Source organism: Micromonospora sp. MH33 (assembly GCF_003013775.1).
GTDB classification, from domain to species: domain Bacteria; phylum Actinomycetota; class Actinomycetes; order Mycobacteriales; family Micromonosporaceae; genus Micromonospora; species Micromonospora fulviviridis.
Window position 1 is genome coordinate 1 of the sequence record NZ_MUYZ01000164.1, and the last position, 14,747, is coordinate 14,747.

General features: G+C 73.9%; 12 protein-coding genes. 5 read left to right on the top strand and 7 right to left on the bottom strand.

The genetic code is table 11. The features are described 5' to 3' along the window. The 3 genes from B0E53_RS22550 to B0E53_RS22560 form a co-directional block, all read right to left on the bottom strand. Positions 1 to 707: glycosyltransferase (locus B0E53_RS22550; RefSeq protein ID WP_107077885.1), on the bottom strand; the 707-nt coding region annotated here is incomplete at its 3' end. Next, complete coding sequence (locus B0E53_RS22555) at positions 704 to 2,353, bottom strand: carbamoyltransferase C-terminal domain-containing protein (protein ID WP_107077886.1); 1,650 nt, start codon at positions 2,351 to 2,353, stop codon at positions 704 to 706. The genes B0E53_RS22555 and B0E53_RS22550, both read right to left, overlap by 4 nt. 266 nt (positions 2,354 to 2,619) lie before the next feature. Further along, positions 2,620 to 3,240 (bottom strand): globin domain-containing protein, encoded by a 621-nt coding sequence (locus B0E53_RS22560; RefSeq protein ID WP_107077887.1) that lies wholly within the window; start codon positions 3,238 to 3,240, stop codon positions 2,620 to 2,622. Positions 3,241 to 3,400: 160 nt separating this feature from the next. Between B0E53_RS22560 and B0E53_RS22565 the strand changes: the two genes are divergently transcribed. Further along, a complete protein-coding gene (locus tag B0E53_RS22565) occupies positions 3,401 to 3,838 on the top strand; it encodes an Rrf2 family transcriptional regulator (RefSeq protein ID WP_107077888.1) in 438 nt (145 codons plus the stop codon). Then, positions 3,838 to 4,470, top strand: a complete 633-nt coding sequence (locus tag B0E53_RS22570) for a class I SAM-dependent methyltransferase (RefSeq protein ID WP_107077889.1) — start codon at positions 3,838 to 3,840, stop codon at positions 4,468 to 4,470. Before B0E53_RS22565 ends, B0E53_RS22570 begins: the two co-directional genes overlap by 1 nt. Positions 4,471 to 4,539: 69 nt before the next feature. Here the strand turns inward: B0E53_RS22570 and B0E53_RS22575 are convergent, their stop codons facing one another. Together B0E53_RS22575 and B0E53_RS22580 are read right to left on the bottom strand one after the other, a co-directional pair. Continuing rightward, on the bottom strand, positions 4,540 to 5,796 hold the full coding sequence (locus B0E53_RS22575) for a hypothetical protein (protein ID WP_107077890.1): 1,257 nt from the start codon (positions 5,794 to 5,796) through the stop codon (positions 4,540 to 4,542). 119 nt (positions 5,797 to 5,915) lie between these two features. Then, positions 5,916 to 6,572, bottom strand: a complete 657-nt coding sequence (locus tag B0E53_RS22580; RefSeq protein ID WP_246835546.1) for a class I SAM-dependent methyltransferase — start codon at positions 6,570 to 6,572, stop codon at positions 5,916 to 5,918. Positions 6,573 to 6,773: 201 nt separating this feature from the next. On the opposite strand from B0E53_RS22580, the gene B0E53_RS22585 reads away from it, so the two are divergent. Together B0E53_RS22585 and B0E53_RS22590 are read left to right on the top strand one after the other, a co-directional pair. Next, entirely contained in the window at positions 6,774 to 8,831 is a 2,058-nt protein-coding gene (locus B0E53_RS22585) for a DNA topoisomerase IV subunit B (RefSeq protein ID WP_107077891.1), read from the top strand. 31 nt (positions 8,832 to 8,862) lie between these two features. Continuing rightward, the gene (locus tag B0E53_RS22590; RefSeq protein ID WP_107077892.1) at positions 8,863 to 11,352 is read left to right on the top strand and encodes a DNA topoisomerase IV subunit A; all 2,490 of its coding nucleotides are present in this window, start codon (positions 8,863 to 8,865) and stop codon (positions 11,350 to 11,352) included. Positions 11,353 to 11,421: 69 nt separating this feature from the next. On the opposite strand, the gene B0E53_RS22595 is transcribed toward B0E53_RS22590, so the two are convergent. Then, entirely contained in the window at positions 11,422 to 12,759 is a 1,338-nt protein-coding gene (locus tag B0E53_RS22595) for a solute carrier family 23 protein (protein WP_107077893.1), read from the bottom strand. Positions 12,760 to 12,852: 93 nt separating this feature from the next. Then, positions 12,853 to 13,491, bottom strand: a complete 639-nt coding sequence (locus B0E53_RS22600; protein WP_107077894.1) for an alpha-ketoglutarate-dependent dioxygenase AlkB — start codon at positions 13,489 to 13,491, stop codon at positions 12,853 to 12,855. A gap of 151 nt (positions 13,492 to 13,642) precedes the next feature. Between B0E53_RS22600 and B0E53_RS22605 the strand changes: the two genes are divergently transcribed. Beyond that, positions 13,643 to 14,747: acyltransferase (locus B0E53_RS22605; RefSeq protein ID WP_107077895.1), on the top strand; the 1,105-nt coding region annotated here is incomplete at its 3' end.

The window sequence follows — 14,747 nt, forward strand, 5'->3', positions numbered from 1 at the left end:
GGCCGCCGCCCCGGGGGCAGGTCGAGGTCGGCGCGCCAGCCGCGGCCGTAGAGCCGGCGCAGCAGCGCGTCGTCGGCGTTGCCGCGCTGCGTGCGCAGGCTGACCCACCGGCTCTCCGGCCGGACCGGATGGGTGACCCGGCGCCGGCCCTGGACCAGGCCCCAGCCGGCGCGCCGGACCCGGTGGGCCAGCTCGGCGTCCTCCCGGTAGGCGCGCGGGAAGCGTTCGTCGAAGCCGCCGACGGCGGCCAGCGCCGTCCGGCAGTAGGCCATGTCGGCGGTGATCCACCGTCCCTCGGCGAGGCCGGCGGTGCCGCGTTCCCAGTCCGTGGGGCGCCGGTGCGCGGGCAGCGGGACGTCCACGACGCCCTGCACGCCGCCGGTCCCGCCGGTCACCGCGAGGTCGGCGCGCAGCCGCCGGACCCAGTCCGGCGCCGGCACCACGTCGTCGTCGAGGAAGACCACCCACTCGCCGCGCGCCGCCCGCCAGCCGAGGTTGCGGGCCGCCGCCGGGCCCGCGCCGCGCCCGGTCAGCACCTTCGTGTACGCCGCGAGCGCCCCCGGCACCGCCAGCTCCCCGGTGTCGTCGCGCCGGTCGTCGACCAGCAGCACCTCGGCCCCGGGCAGCTCGTCGAGCTGGCCGGCCAGGGCGTCGAGCAGGGTGGCCAGGCTGGGCCGCCCCAGCGTGGGCACCACCACACTGATCATCGGGCGCCGCCCAGCGCGCGGCGGTGCACCGCGAACGGGCCGAGGGCGAGCAGGTCCACCGGCGCGGAGCCGAACAGCTCCATGGCCTCGCGCGGGGTGTCCACCATGGGCCGCCCGGCGGTGTTCAGCGAGGTGTTCACCACCACCGGCAGCCCGGTGCGCCGCTCGAACTCGGCCAGCAGCTCGGCCACCACCGGTTCGGTCTCCGGGTGCACGGTCTGCACCCGGGCGGTCCCGTCGACGTGGGTGACCGCCGGGATCCGGTCCCGCCACTCCGGCCTCACCCGGTGCACGAAGAGCATGTACGGGCTGGGGTAGACCCCGTCGAACAGCTCCGCGAAGCGCTCCGCGCGGACCATCGGGGCGATCGGCCGGAACTGCTCGCGGCCCTTGACGTCGTTCATCCGGCGGGTGGTGTCCGGGTCGCCGGGGTGGGCCAGCAGTGACCGGTGGCCGAGCGCCCGCGGACCGTACTCGCTGCGCCCCTGGTACCAGGCGACGATCCCGTTGTCGGCGAGCACCCGGGCCGCCTCGGCGGCGATCGACGCCGGCCGGGTGTACGGCAGCGCCGCCCGGCGCAGCTCCGCCTCCAGCTCCTCGTCCGACCAGCCCCGGCCCAGGTCGGCGCCGGCCATCGGGACGGACCGGTCGCCCAGCTCGCCGGCCACGTGCAGCGCCGCGCCGAGCGCGGTGCCCGCGTCGCCGGCCGCCGGCTGCACCCAGACGTCCCGGTACGGCCCCTCGGCCGCGAGCCGGGCGTTGGCCACGCAGTTCAGCGCCACCCCGCCGGCCACGGCCAGGGTGGGGGCGCCGCCGGAGGCGTCGTACAGCCAGCGGGACAGGTCCAGGACGACCTCCTCGAGCCGGGCCTGCACGCTGGACGCCAGGTCGGCGTGCTCCTCGGCCAGCTCGCCGCCGGCCGCGACCGCCTTGGCCATGCTCGTCCAGTCGATCCGCTCGACCTGGAAGCCGCCGTCGGTGACCCGCACCAGCTCGCGGAGCATGCCCAGGTGCTTCGGCCGGCCGTAGGAGGCCAGCGCCATCACCTTGTACTCGTCGCTGGAGTGCAGGAAGCCCAGGTGCCGGGTGAGGTCCTCGTAGAGCAGGCCGAGCGAGTGGGGGAGCTGCTGGGAGTGCAGCGGCGACAGCCGGCCGTCGCGGTAGACGCCGGCCAGGTGGCTGGCCACCTCGCCGCGGCCGTCGAGCACCAGCACCGCGGTGTCGTCGCCGGCCGGCGGGGCGGCCAGGCCGGCGGAGGCCGCGTGCGCGACGTGGTGCGGCACGAACCGCACCTTCTCCGGGTCGAGCCCGGGCAGGGCGGCGGCCAGGAACTGCGGGGCCCGCCGGGCGTAGTCGACCCGCAGCCAGTCCCAGGGGTCGCTCAGGCCCAGCTCGTCCGCGTCGCGGCAGAGGCCGGGGTCGAAGGAGTACGCGACCGCGTCGAGGCCGTCCACGTCGATCCCGGCGCTGGCCAGGCACCACGCGGCGGACAGCTCGGGCAGCTCCCACGCGGAGAAGGGGACCGGCCGCTTGCCGTGCTTGCGGCGGCTGAACCGTTCCTCTTCGGCGGCGGCCACCACCCGGCCGTCGACAACCAGGGCTGCCGCGGGGTCGTGGAAGATCGCGTTGATTCCAAGGACGCGCATGAGTGGTTCCTACCCTGGCGACCACGACCTAACCTGTAGATCATCGACTTCTCCGAGAAGACGAATCTCCGTTGTGGAGGTTCCAATTCGGGACCAAATCCCCTGGTCGGCGCGGCGGGAAGCGGCGAAGCTGGGCAAAGCGGCGCAGTTGGCTCCGGCTCCGGTGCGCCCGTACCCGCAACGATCCGACCGGGAGGTGTTCCGTGTCCCCGTTCGCGCTGTCCGGGCGCTGCCCGACACCGGCTCGCTCGCCGCGGTCGCGAGCCTCAGCGCAGCATGCCCGGACCGAACACCTCGTACGCGATCCGCTCGGCCGGTACGCCCCGGCGCAGCAGGCCGCCCCGGACCAGGGTCATGAACGGCACCGGCCCGCACAGGTGCACGTACGCGCCGGGGGCGAGCGGGACCAGCGCCGGGTCGACGAGCCCCTCGGCGATCTCCGCCTTGATGCCGGCCAGTTCGGCGCCGGCGGCGTCCTCGTACCAGAGGCGCACCGACAGGTTCGGCAGCCGCTCCTGGAGCGCGGGCAGCTCGTGGCGCAGCGCGTGCGCGGCGCCGCTCCGGTCGGCGTGCACCAGCGTCACCGGCCGCTCGGGCTCGGTGGCCGCCAGGTGCGCCAGCGCCGACATGGCCGGGGTCAGCCCGATGCCGGCGCTGACGAGCAGCAGCGGCTCCCCGCCGCCGAGCGCGCTGACCTCGCCGAACGGCGGGCTGAGCCGGAGCGTCTCGCCGACGGCTACGGCCTGGTTGCTCCGGTTGAAGATGTTCAGAAGCTCCGGGTGGGCGGCGAACATGCGCTGGTAGAACCGGCCGGTGATCGCCTCGCCGTTGGCCTGCACGGCGGGCAGGGTCGCCGTCACCACCGCTGCTGAGGATTCCGAAAGCACGATTGCTCCTTGGGGCGTCGAACGGGTCGCTCCCCACTGAACAGAAATCCCGAATTCCTCTTTAGGGTCGAAGGTCCCGGGGCCCCGGTAGCGCTCGTCACACCCCGGAACGGCGGTTCGACCCGTGTCGCGACGAGCGACCGCTGGCTAGGGTCGAGGCGTGAAGCTCAACCGGTCGACCGACATGGCGCTGCGCATCGCCATGCTGACCGCCGCCTCCCCGGCCCGGACGACCGTGGACGAGCTCGCCACCCAACTCGCGCTGCCGCGCAGCCACGTGGCCAAGGTGGTGCAGCGGTTGCAGCGGCTCGGCGTGCTCGTCACCATCCGGGGCCGCTCCGGCGGGGTGGCCTTCGCCGAGCACGCCGGGGAGTTGACCGTGGGCCATGTGGTCCGGGCCTTCGAGGGCGACGGCGAGGTGGTCAACTGCGAGCAGCCGGCCTGCCCGCTGGTCGCCGGCTGCCGGCTGCGTGGCGAGTTGCGCCGGGCCCAGGCCGCCTTCCTCGCCGTGCTCGACGGGGTACGCCTCGGCGACCTGGCCGACGGCGCGGCCGGTCCGCTGCTGCTCGCCCTCGGCGCCCCACCGGTGCGCCCCTGATGGCCGTCTCGCATCCGATCTTCGCCCGGGTCTTCGCCCGGGCCAGCGTCGCCATGGACCGGGCGGGCGCCGCCGCGCACCGGCGTCGCCTGGTGGCCGGGTTGCGCGGCCGGGTGGTCGAGGTGGGCGCCGGCAACGGGCGGAACCTGCCGCACTATCCGCCCGCCGTGACCGGGGTGCTCGCCGTGGAGCCGGAGCCCCGGTTGCGCGCCGCCCTCCAGGCCGCCGCGCCCGACGCCCCGGTGCCGGTGACCGTGGCCGCCGGCCTGGCCGAGGCGCTGCCGGTCGCCGACGCGAGCGCCGACGCGGTGGTGTTGTCGCTGGTGCTCTGCTCGGTACCGGACCAGGTGGTGGCGCTGCGCGAGGCGCGCCGGGTGCTCCGCCCGGGCGGGCAGCTCCGCTTCTACGAGCACGTCGTCGCGGAGACCCCCGGGCTGCGCCGGGCCCAGCGCGTGGCGGACGCCACGCTCTGGCCGCTCTGCTGCGCCGGCTGCCACACCGCGCGGGACACCGTGGCGGCGATCCGGGCGGCCGGCTTCACGGTGGTCGAGCTGGACCGGTTCCGCTTCCCGCCGGCCGGGATCCCGGGTCCCGCGTCGCCGCACGTGCTCGGCGCGGCCGTCCGCCCCTGAGTTCCGTGTCCCGGCTCCGGCCCGACCCGTCATGGGGCGCCCCCGACCGGGGACGCCCCACGACGCGGGTCAGCTCACCGTGATCGTGCCGTCCGGGGCGCGGACGCAGGAGACCGCCCGGGCGCCGGTCGCGGCGGCGCCGGTCAGGCAACGGCCGAGCACCCGGTGGCCGGCGGCGCTCGGGTGCCAGGACTCCTGGCAGGTCTGGAAGTAGGTGCCGCAGGCGTTCGCGATCTGCTGGATGTCGAGCTTGTCGTAGCCGGAGAGGCTGGTCACGAAGACACCGGTCGGGCCGTCCATCAGCCGGATCGGGGTGGCCAGGGCGTTGCCCGGGCTGCCCGCCGACTCGCAGAGCCGGGCGCCGTCGAAGGCGCGCTGCACGTTGAGGTAGACCAGGTCGTCCTGGGGGAACTCGGCGGCCAGGGTGGTCCGGACCGAGCTGACCAGGGTGCCGAGGCCCTGGGAGAAGCGCTGGCCCGGCGCGAGGCTGCCCCGGTGGATCGGACAGCCGGCCGCGTACCGCTCGGCGCCGAGCGCGCGGAACTTGTCCCGGGTGTCGTCCCGGTCGTCCTCGGTCCAGTAGGGCGAGGCCAGGTCGGTGGGGAGCGGGTTGGTGTAGTCCTGGAACACCACCCGGTGCTGGCCGTCGGCGTCGATCTGGTCGAGGGTGCTGAGCAGCTGCCGGACCGCCGCGGTGGTCTCCGCGGTCGCGGCGCTGAACTGCGCGGCGGTGGCCAGGTCGGCGTCCGTGCACGGCTCCTGCTCGACCGGCCCGCCGAGGTACGCCCAGAACTCCCACCAGCCGGTCCAGGCGTCGGCGATGAAGCGGTTGGCGCACTTCTCCGCCACGCTGCCGAAGGTGAACGAGCTGTTGTTCGAGCCGAGGCCGACGAGCACCAGGTCGATGTCGTGGGTCCGCGCCACCGCCCGGAGCTGGTCGAGCTGGGCGCTCACCTGCCGGCCCTTGGTCCGGGTCGCGGAGGCGCCGGCGATGTCGTAGGGCTGCCCGCCGGAGCAGGCCAGGTTGAAGCGGGCGGCGATGCCCGGCAGGTCGGCCTGGAAGAGCGAGGCGTTCGGCGAGCGGTGGCAGAAGTACGCGTTGCTGTTCGGCGCGGACCAGCCGGGGAAGCCCTGAGCCAGCCCGTCGACGTCGACCACCGGCGTGTACGCCCCGGCGCCCTCGCCGCTGATGAAGCTGTCGCCCAGCGCCACCGCGGCGGTGGGCAGCGCGGCCGTGGCGGGCCCGGCGGGCGCCACGGCGGCCGGCAGCGCCACCGCGGCGACGGCCAGCGCCGCCGCGAGCGCGGCACGACGGAACAGGGACATGTCCCGACCCCCTCACACATCGAAATGTGAAAGATTCTCTGAGAGGGCGATCAGACCACGGCCGTGTGACACACGTCAATGGCCCGACGCGCGGCGCGTCGGGCGGTGGGCGGGGTGGATCAGGCGGGCCGGCGGAACTCCGCGCGCCAGCGGAGCCCGCCGTCCGGGGCGACGATCTCCTCGGTCCGTGCCGGGGTGAGCGGCCCGGCGGCGAAGGCGTCCAGCTCGGCCCGGGTCAGCGGCCAGGGCGGGCCCTCGACCTCTTCGTCGTCGCGCCGGCCGGCCGCGATCACCAGCAAGGTCCCGCCGGGTGCGACCAGCCGGCCCACCGCCGGGATCGCGCGCGCCCGGGTCCCGGCCGGCAGCGCCTGCACGTTCATGCTCTCCAGCACCAGGTCGAACCCGTCGAGCCAGGCGCCCGGCGGGTCGAGCAGGTCGGCGGTCTCGTACCGGACCGGGGAGCCGGCATGGCGGCGGCGGGCGGTCCGCACGGCGGTGGGGGAGATGTCGAAGGCGACGGTGGCGAAGCCCAGCCGGGCCAGGTGCTCGGCGTCCCGGCCGAAGCCGCAGCCGACCACCAGGGCGCGGCGGCCGGCGGCGTCCGGTCGGGTCCGGTCGGTCCACTCGGCGAGCAGCGAGTGTGGGGTGTCCCGGTCCCAGGGCACCACCGCCGCGCCCCGTTCGGCCTCGGTGTAGAGCCGCTCGAAGCGGTCGCCCGGGTCGTCCCCGGCGGCGGTCCGGGAAGACATCCGGCTGTTCACGACGTTGTCCCGCACGGACGCCTCCTCGCTCCAGCCCCCCTCGCGAGGGCGGCGGCACGGACCGCCCGGAGCCTAACCGGACAACGCACCGCACGGGTGCCACAGCTCTGTCGGAGCGCCGGGCTAGGCTCGCTGCGGCGCGCCGCCCGTGGCGATCGAGTTGGGGATCGACACGGTGACCGGCACCACACCGCCGAGACCTGGGAGTACGACCAGTTGACCGCACAGCCTGAGACCCTGTACGGGGCCGACGACCTGACGCACCTGGAGGGCCTCGATGCCGTCCGGAAGCGCCCCGGCATGTACATCGGCTCCACCGACAGCCGTGGCGTGGGTCACCTCGTCAACGAGATCCTCGACAACTCGACCGACGAGGGTGTCGGGGGACACGCCACGAAGGTCGACGTGATCCTGCACGCCGACGGCTCGGTTCGGGTCGACGACGACGGTCGCGGCATCCCGACCGACGTGCACGCCAAGTCCGGCATCTCGGGCGTGGAGCTGGTGCTGACCCGGCTGCACGCGGGCGGCAAGTTCGGCGGCTCGGGCTACAAGACCTCGGGCGGCCTGCACGGCGTGGGCGCCTCGGCGGTCAACGCGCTCTCCCGGCGGTTCGATGTCACCGTCCGCCGCGGCGGCAAGGTCCACTCGATGTCGTTCCGGCACGGCGTACCCGGGATCTTCGACGGCGACGGCCCGGACGCGCCGTTCACCCCCGGCCCCGGCCTGCAGATCGTCGGCGCCATGAAGCGCGGCCAGCGCACCGGCACCTCGATCCGCTGGTGGCACGACCCGCGCTACTTCGAGACGGGCGCGGCGCTCGACACCGACGCGGTCCGGCTCAAGCTGCGCAACACCGCCTTCCTGGTGCCCGGCGTGGCCTACCGGCTGCGCGACGAGACCGGCGAGAAGGCCGTCGAGGAGAGCTTCCACTTCCCCGACGGCCTCACCGACATGGTGGAATACCTCGCCCCGGCCGGCGACCGCCCGGTCTCGGGCACCCTGCTGGTCACCGGCGAGGGGACCTACCGGGAGAACGCCGCCGACGCCAACGGCGTCATGCAGTCCAACGTGCAGCGGCGGGCCGAGGTCGAGGTGGCGTTCCGCTGGGGCACCGGCTACGAGCGCACCGTCGAGTGCTTCACCAACACGATCCGCAACGCCCACGGCGGCACCCACCGCAAGGGCTTCGAGCGGGCCCTGGCCCGCACCCTGGCGGAGGCCGCCCGCAACACCCGTGGCCTGCTGAAGCCCAAGGAGGACGCGCCCACCCTGGACGACGTCCTGGAGGGCATGACCGCCGTGGTGCACGTGCGGATCCCGGAGCCGCAGTTCACCTCGCAGACCAAGGACGAGCTCTCCACAGCGGGCATCACCAAGGTGCTCCAGGGCCTGGTCGAGGCGCACCTCAAGGCGTGGCTGGAGGACCGCAAGACCAAGGCCGAGGCCCGTACGGTGCTCCAGAAGATCGTCGACGCGGCCCGGGTCCGGCTCACCCAGAAGCAGCAGAAGGACGCCGCCCGGCGCAAGACCGCCCTGGAGGGCGCGTCGATGCCGGCCAAGCTGGTCGACTGCCGGGCCACCGGGGTGGAGCGCAGCGAGCTGTTCATCGTCGAGGGGGACAGCGCTCTCGGCACCAGCCGGATGGCCCGCTCCTCGGAATACCAGGCCCTGCTGCCGATCCGCGGCAAGATCCTCAACGTGCAGAAGGCGAACCTCCAGCAGGTGCTGGACAACGCCGAGTGCGCGGCGATCGTGCAGGTGCTCGGCGCCGGCTCGGGGCGGACCTTCGACCTCTCCGCGCTGCGCTACGGCCGGGTGCTCATCATGGCCGACGCGGACGTGGACGGCGCGCACATCCGGACCCTGCTCATCACGCTCTTCGCCCGCTACATGCGACCGCTGATCGAGGCGGGCCGGCTCTACGCGGCCATGCCGCCCCTGCACAAGATCACCACTAAGGGGCGCAACCCGCAGACCGTCTACACCTACACCCAGGCCGAGATGGAGGCGACGGTCCGCAAGCTGGAGAAGGCCGGCAAGCAGATCGTCACGCCCATCCCGCGGTTCAAGGGTCTCGGCGAGATGGACGCCGACGAACTCTGGGAGACGACCATGAACCCGGCCACCCGGGCGGTCCGCCGGATCACCCTCGACGACGTCGAGGCCGCCGAGCGGATCCTCGAACTGCTCATGGGCGAGAAGGTCGAGCCCCGCCGCAACTGGCTCATCGACTCGGCCGACCGGGTCGACCGCGACGCCATCGACGCCTGACCACCGGGTCCTTCGAAGGGAAAGCTGAACCATGGCACGCCGCAAGGACGACCGCGCCAAGGCGGATCTCTCCGCCTTCGACCAGGCCGGCGCCCGGGTCTTCGACAACCCGCTGGTCACCGAGGTCTCGGACTCCTACCTGGAGTACGCCTTCTCGGTCATCCACTCCCGGGCCCTGCCCGACGCCCGGGACGGGCTCAAGCCCGTGCACCGGCGCATCCTCTGGTCGATGTACGAGCAGGGCCACCGCCCCGACCGGGGCCACGTGAAGTCGGCCCGGATCGTCGGCGACGTGATGGGTAAGTACCACCCGCACGGCGACGCGGCGATCTACGACGCGATGGTCCGCCTCGCGCAGGACTTCTCGCTCAACGTGCCGCTGATCGACGGGCACGGCAACTTCGGCTCGCCCGACGACGGCCCGGCCGCCGCCCGCTACACCGAGGCCCGGATGTCCCGCGAGGCCATGCTGCTCGTCGGCGAGCTGGGCGAGGACACCGTCGACGTCGAGCCCAACTACGACGGCTCGCTGACCCAGCCCACCGTGCTGCCGGCGGCCTTCCCCAACCTGCTGGTCAACGGCGCGTCCGGGATCGCGGTCGGGATGGCCACCAACATGATCCCGCACAACCTGGCCGAGGTGGTCCAGGCGGCCCGCTGGCTCATCAACCACCCGGACGCCACGCTGGACAAGCTCATGGAGTTCGTCCCCGGCCCCGACCTGCCCACCGGCGGGCTGCTGCTCGGCCTCGACGAGGTGCGCCGGGCGTACGAGACCGGGCGCGGCGTGGTGCGGATGCGCGCCCGGGTGGAGACCGGCCCGCTGGAGGGCAGCCGGGGCCGGCAGGCCATCACGGTCACCGAGCTGCCCTACGGGGTGGGCGCGGAGAAGGTCATCGCGGCCATCACCAACGAGGTCAACAAGACCAAGCGGCTGACCGGCATCGCCGACGTCAAGGACCTCACCGACCGGGAGAACGGCACCCGGCTGGTCGTCGAGTGCAAGGTCGGGGTCAACCCGCAGGCGCTGCTTGCCGACCTCTACCGGCTCACCCCGCTGGAGCAGTCCTTCGGCGTGAACAACCTGGTCCTGGTGGACGGCCAGCCGCAGACCCTGGGCCTCAAGCAGCTGCTGGAGGTCTTCCTGGCCCACCGCTACGAGGTGGTGACCCGGCGCAGCGCGTACCGCAAGCGCAAGCGCGAGGAGCGGCTGCACCTGGTCGACGGTCTGCTGATCGCCCTGCTCGACATCGACAAGGTGGTCAAGCTGATCCGGGCCAGCGAGGACGCCCAGGCCGCCAAGGACGGCCTGATGCAGAAGTTCAAGCTCTCCGAGATCCAGGCCACCTACATCCTGGACACCCCGCTGCGCCGGCTCACGAAGTACGACCGGCTGGAGCTGGAGGCCGAGCAGGAGAAGCTGCGCGGCGAGATCGCCGAGCTGTCGAAGATCCTCGACGACCCGAAGGTGCTGCGGAAGCTGGTCTCCGACGAGCTGGCCGCCGTGGTCAGGCAGTTCGGCGCCGACCGCCGCACCACCCTGGTGGACGGCGACCTCAAGGAGGTCCTGGCGGCCTCCGTGCCGGCCGGTCCGCTGGAGGTCGCCGACGACCCCTGCCAGGTCATCCTCTCCGCCACCGGGCTGGTCGCCCGGACCGCGGCCGAGTCGGAGGAGGCCGCCGAGGCGCGCCGGCGCAGCGGCCGGGTCAAGCACGACGCGGTACGCGCCGTGGTGCACTCCACCGCCCGCGGCCGGGTGCTCCTGGTGACCAGCGCCGGGCGGGCCTTCAAGATCGACGTACTCCCGCTGCCGGTGCTGCCCGAGCAGTCCGGCACGGTGTCGCTGCGCGGCGGCATGTCCGCCGCCGAGCTGGTGCCGCTGGAGCCCGGCGAGACGGTCGTCGGGCTGGCCCCGCTCGGCCCGTCCGCCGAGGGCTCACCCGGTCTGGCGCTCGGCACCCGGCACGGCGTGGTGAAGGTCTGCGCGCCCGAGTGGCCGGTCCGCTCGGACGAGTTCGAGGTGATCTCGCTGCGCGACGGCGACGAGGTGGTCGGGGCGACCTGGCTCACCGACGGGGCGGAGACCCTGGCGTTCGTCTCCTCGGAGGCGTCCCTGCTGCGCTTCGCGGCGTCCGTGGTCCGGCCGCAGGGCATCAAGGGCGGCGGCATGGCCGGTATCAACCTGCCGGCCGGGGCGCGGGTGGTCTTCTTCGGCGCGATCCGCACCGACGACCCGCGCCACGGTGAGCCGATGGTGGTCACCTCGACCGGCGCCACGGTCAAGGTGACGCCCTTCAAGGCGTATCCGGCGAAGGGGCGGGCGACCGGCGGCGTGCGCGCCCAGCGGTTCCTCAAGGGCGAGCTGGACCTGGCCGTGGCCTGGATCGGCGCGCGCCCGGTCGGCGCCACCGCCACCGGCGACCCGGTCGAGCTGCCGCCGGCCGACCCCCGCCGCGACGGCTCCGGCTTCGCCGTGATGCTCGGCCCCACGGTGATCGGCCACCAGATCGACCGCGACTGACCGTCACGCGTGGAAGGGGCCCTGCGGCTGCGCCGCAGGGCCCCTTCCAGCACCCACCCACCCTGGGGGTCAGAGTTCGGGTTCCGGGCCTGGGTTGGGGCCCGGGGTGGTGCCGCGGAGGTGGGCGATCAGGCGCATGCCGTGATAGATCACCAGGGCGGCGGCGGTGCCCAGGGCGATGCCGTTGAAGGAGAGGTCCCCGGCGGTCAGGGTGTAGTTGGCCGCGCCGACGATCACCGCGACGGCGGCGGTCATCAGGTTGACCGGGTCGTGGAAGTCGACCCGGTTCTCGATCCAGATCCGGGCGCCCAGGACGGCGATCAGGCCGTACAGGGCGGTGGTGGCGCCGCCCAGCACGCCGGCCGGCACGGTGAGGATCAGCGCGCCGAACTTCGGGCAGAGCCCGAGCAGCACCGCCGCGAACCCGGCCACCCAGTACGCGGCCGTCGAGTAGACCCGGGTGGCCGCCATCACGCCGATGTTCTCCGCGTACGTGGTGGTGCCGGAGCCGCCGCCCGCGCCGGCCAGCACGGTGGCGACGCCGTCGCCGAGGAACGCCCGGCCCATGTCCCGGTCCAGGTTCCGCCCGGTCATCGCGGCGACCGCCTTGACGTGCCCGGCGTTCTCCGCGATCAGCACCAGGATCACCGGGATGACCAGCACCACGGCGCGCAGGCCGAAGCTCGGCGCGTGGAACTGCGGCAGGCCCACCCAGGCGGCCTCCTTCAGCGTGGTGACCGCCGTCGGGTCGAGCCGGCCGAGCAGCGCGGCCAGCACCCAGCCGACCACCACGCCGAGCAGGATCGACAGCCGGGCCAGGAAGCCGCGGAAGAGCACCGTGGTGACCAGGATCGCGACCAGGGTGATCACCGCGATCAGCGGTTGAGCCTTGACCCCGGTGCCGCTGCCGCCGCCGTCCCAGGCCACCGGGGCCAGGTTGAGCCCGATCAGGGCCACGATCGCGCCGGTCACCACCGGCGGCATCAGGGCGTCGATCCAGCGCGCCCCGGCCAGTTGCACCACCGTGCCGACCAGCGCCAGCGCCACGCCGGCCACCACGATGCCGCCGAGCGCGGCGCCGATCCCGCCGTCGGTCTTGGCGGCCAGCACCGGGGCGATGAAGGCGAACGACGACCCCAGGTACGACGGCAGCCGGTTGCGCGTGATCAGCAGGAACAGCAGCGTGCCCAGCCCGGAGAAGAAGAGTGTGGTGGCCGGCGGGAAGCCGGTGATCAGCGGCACCGTGAAGGTGGCGCCGAACATGGCGACGACGTGCTGCACGCCGACGCCGACCGTACGCGGCCAGGAGAGCCGCTCGTCGGGGTGGACCACGTCGCCGGGGGTGACGGCCCGGCCGTCGCCGTGCAGGGTCCAGGGGGACCAGCGGGAGGTGGGGGACTGGGTCATCGGCCGCCCTTCGCGTCAGGTGACGGGGGCGTGATCGACCCTGAGAGTTGTTTCTAGCACGGCGCCGGCCCGGCCTCGGGCCCGGCTCGGGCGTCAGGCCACCCCGGCGGGCCGGAACTGGACGCTGACCCGGGGTCCGACCGGCCGGGCGGTCTTCGGGATCGCGTGCTCCCAGGTGCGCTGGCAGGAGCCGCCCATCACCACGAGGTCGCCGTGCCCGAGCGGGAAGCGCAGGCTGGTCCCGCCTCCGCCCCGGGGGCGCAGCAGCAGCGGCCGGGGCGAACCGAACGAGACGATGGCCACCATGGTGTCGGTGTGCGCGGAGCGGCCCTGGGTGTCGCCGTGCCAGGCCACGCTGTCCCGGCCGTCCCGGTAGAGGCACATGCCGGCGGTGACGAAGGGCTCGCCCAATTCGGCGGCGTAGTGCCGGGTGAGCGTGTCGCGCGCCGCCGTGAGCACCGGGTGGGGCAGCGGCCGGCCGGCGCCGTACCAGCAGAGCAGGCGGGGGACGGCGACCTCGGCGTCGTACATGGTGCGGCGCTCGGCCCGCCACGGCACCTCGTGCAGCAGCGTGTCGAGCACCGCGTCGGAGCCCGCGACCCAGCCGGGAAGGTGGTCGACCCAGGCGCCCCGGCTCAACTCGTGCCGGCGCAGCCGACCGGCGAGCGGGCCCAGGGAAGGGCCCAGCTCGGCGAGGTCGAGCATCGAGGGCTGGTACGCGACGTCGGACACGCCGCCGATCCTACCCTGCTCTCGAACAGGCGTACGAGTGCCGGCGCACGGAAGTCCTGTGCCGCCGAGCCGGCCCACCCGGCAGCCCCGACTCCGGGCGCCGCACCACGTCGGTCGGGCGACCCCGGCTACCACCGGGTAGGGTGCCCCGGTGACAAGCGCCCCGGCCACCCGCGCCACCCGGCTGCCGTCGCTCACCGGGCTGCGCTGGATCGCCGCCCTGCTGGTCTTCGCCTTCCACGTCGGCACCATGCGGATCGTCGCCGAGCCCGACGTCAAGGCGGTGCTGGACAAGGCGTTCGCCCTCGGTCTCTCCGGCGTGGAGTTCTTCTTCATCCTCAGCGGATTCGTGCTGGTCTGGTCGTACCGGGACGGCGAGCCGGGGCACACCTTCCTGCGCCGCCGGTTCGCCAAGATCTACCCGAACCACCTGGTGACCTTCGTGGTGGCGCTGGCCGTCGCGTTCTGGTTCGCCGACCCGCTCGCCCCGTGGGCCGCGATCGGGAACCTCTTCCTGGTCCAGGCGTGGATCCCCGTCGACGGTTACTTCTACAGCGTCAACACCGTGAGCTGGTCGCTCTCCTGCGAACTGGCCTTCTACCTCTGCCTGCCGCTGGTGCTGCCGTGGCTGCGCCGGGCACGCGCCCGCGTCCTGTGGGCGTTGGTGGTCGCCGTGCCGCTGCTCATCCTGGCCCTCTGGCCCGCCCAGCTCCTGGTGCCCGAGGAGAGCCGCTGGTGGTTCACCCAGGTCTTCCCGGTCACCCGCTCCTTCGAGTTCTGGATGGGCGTGGCCGCCGCCGAACTGCTCCGCCGGGGCCGCTGGCGGGGGCCGAACCTGACCGCCGCCAGCCTGCTCTTCCTGGCGACCTGGGTGGTCGTCGCGCAGTGGATCCGCGCCGAATTCTGGGCGGCCCTGCTCGCGGTGGCCTACCTGCTGGTCATCACCGCCGCCGCGGACGCCGACGTCCGGGGCCGGCGCACGCCGTGGCGGTCCCGCCCGATGGTCTGGCTCGGCGAGGTCTCGTTCGCCTTCTACCTGGTGCACGTGCTGGTCATGACGACCGTGCTGCGGCTCACCGGGGACTGGGGCACGGGGCTGCGCGGGTGGCGGGGGCCGCTCGTGGTGCTCGGTTTCCTGCTGCTCAACCTGCTGCTCGCCGCGGCCCTGCACCGCTGGGTGGAGATGCCCATGATGCGCCGCCTCGGCCCGCCGCGCCGGGCCCGTCCGGCGGCGGCCGCCGCGCCGGCGCCGCCCG

Coding starts and splice junctions, on each gene's coding strand:
- B0E53_RS22555 (WP_107077886.1), bottom strand. CDS start 2,353: ATGCGCGTCCTTGGAATCAACGCGATCTTCCACGACCCCGCGGCAGCC.
- B0E53_RS22570 (WP_107077889.1), top strand. CDS start 3,838: ATGGCCGTCTCGCATCCGATCTTCGCCCGGGTCTTCGCCCGGGCCAGC.
- B0E53_RS22575 (WP_107077890.1), bottom strand. CDS start 5,796: ATGTCCCTGTTCCGTCGTGCCGCGCTCGCGGCGGCGCTGGCCGTCGCC.
- B0E53_RS22590 (WP_107077892.1), top strand. CDS start 8,863: ATGGCACGCCGCAAGGACGACCGCGCCAAGGCGGATCTCTCCGCCTTC.
- B0E53_RS22595 (WP_107077893.1), bottom strand. CDS start 12,759: ATGACCCAGTCCCCCACCTCCCGCTGGTCCCCCTGGACCCTGCACGGC.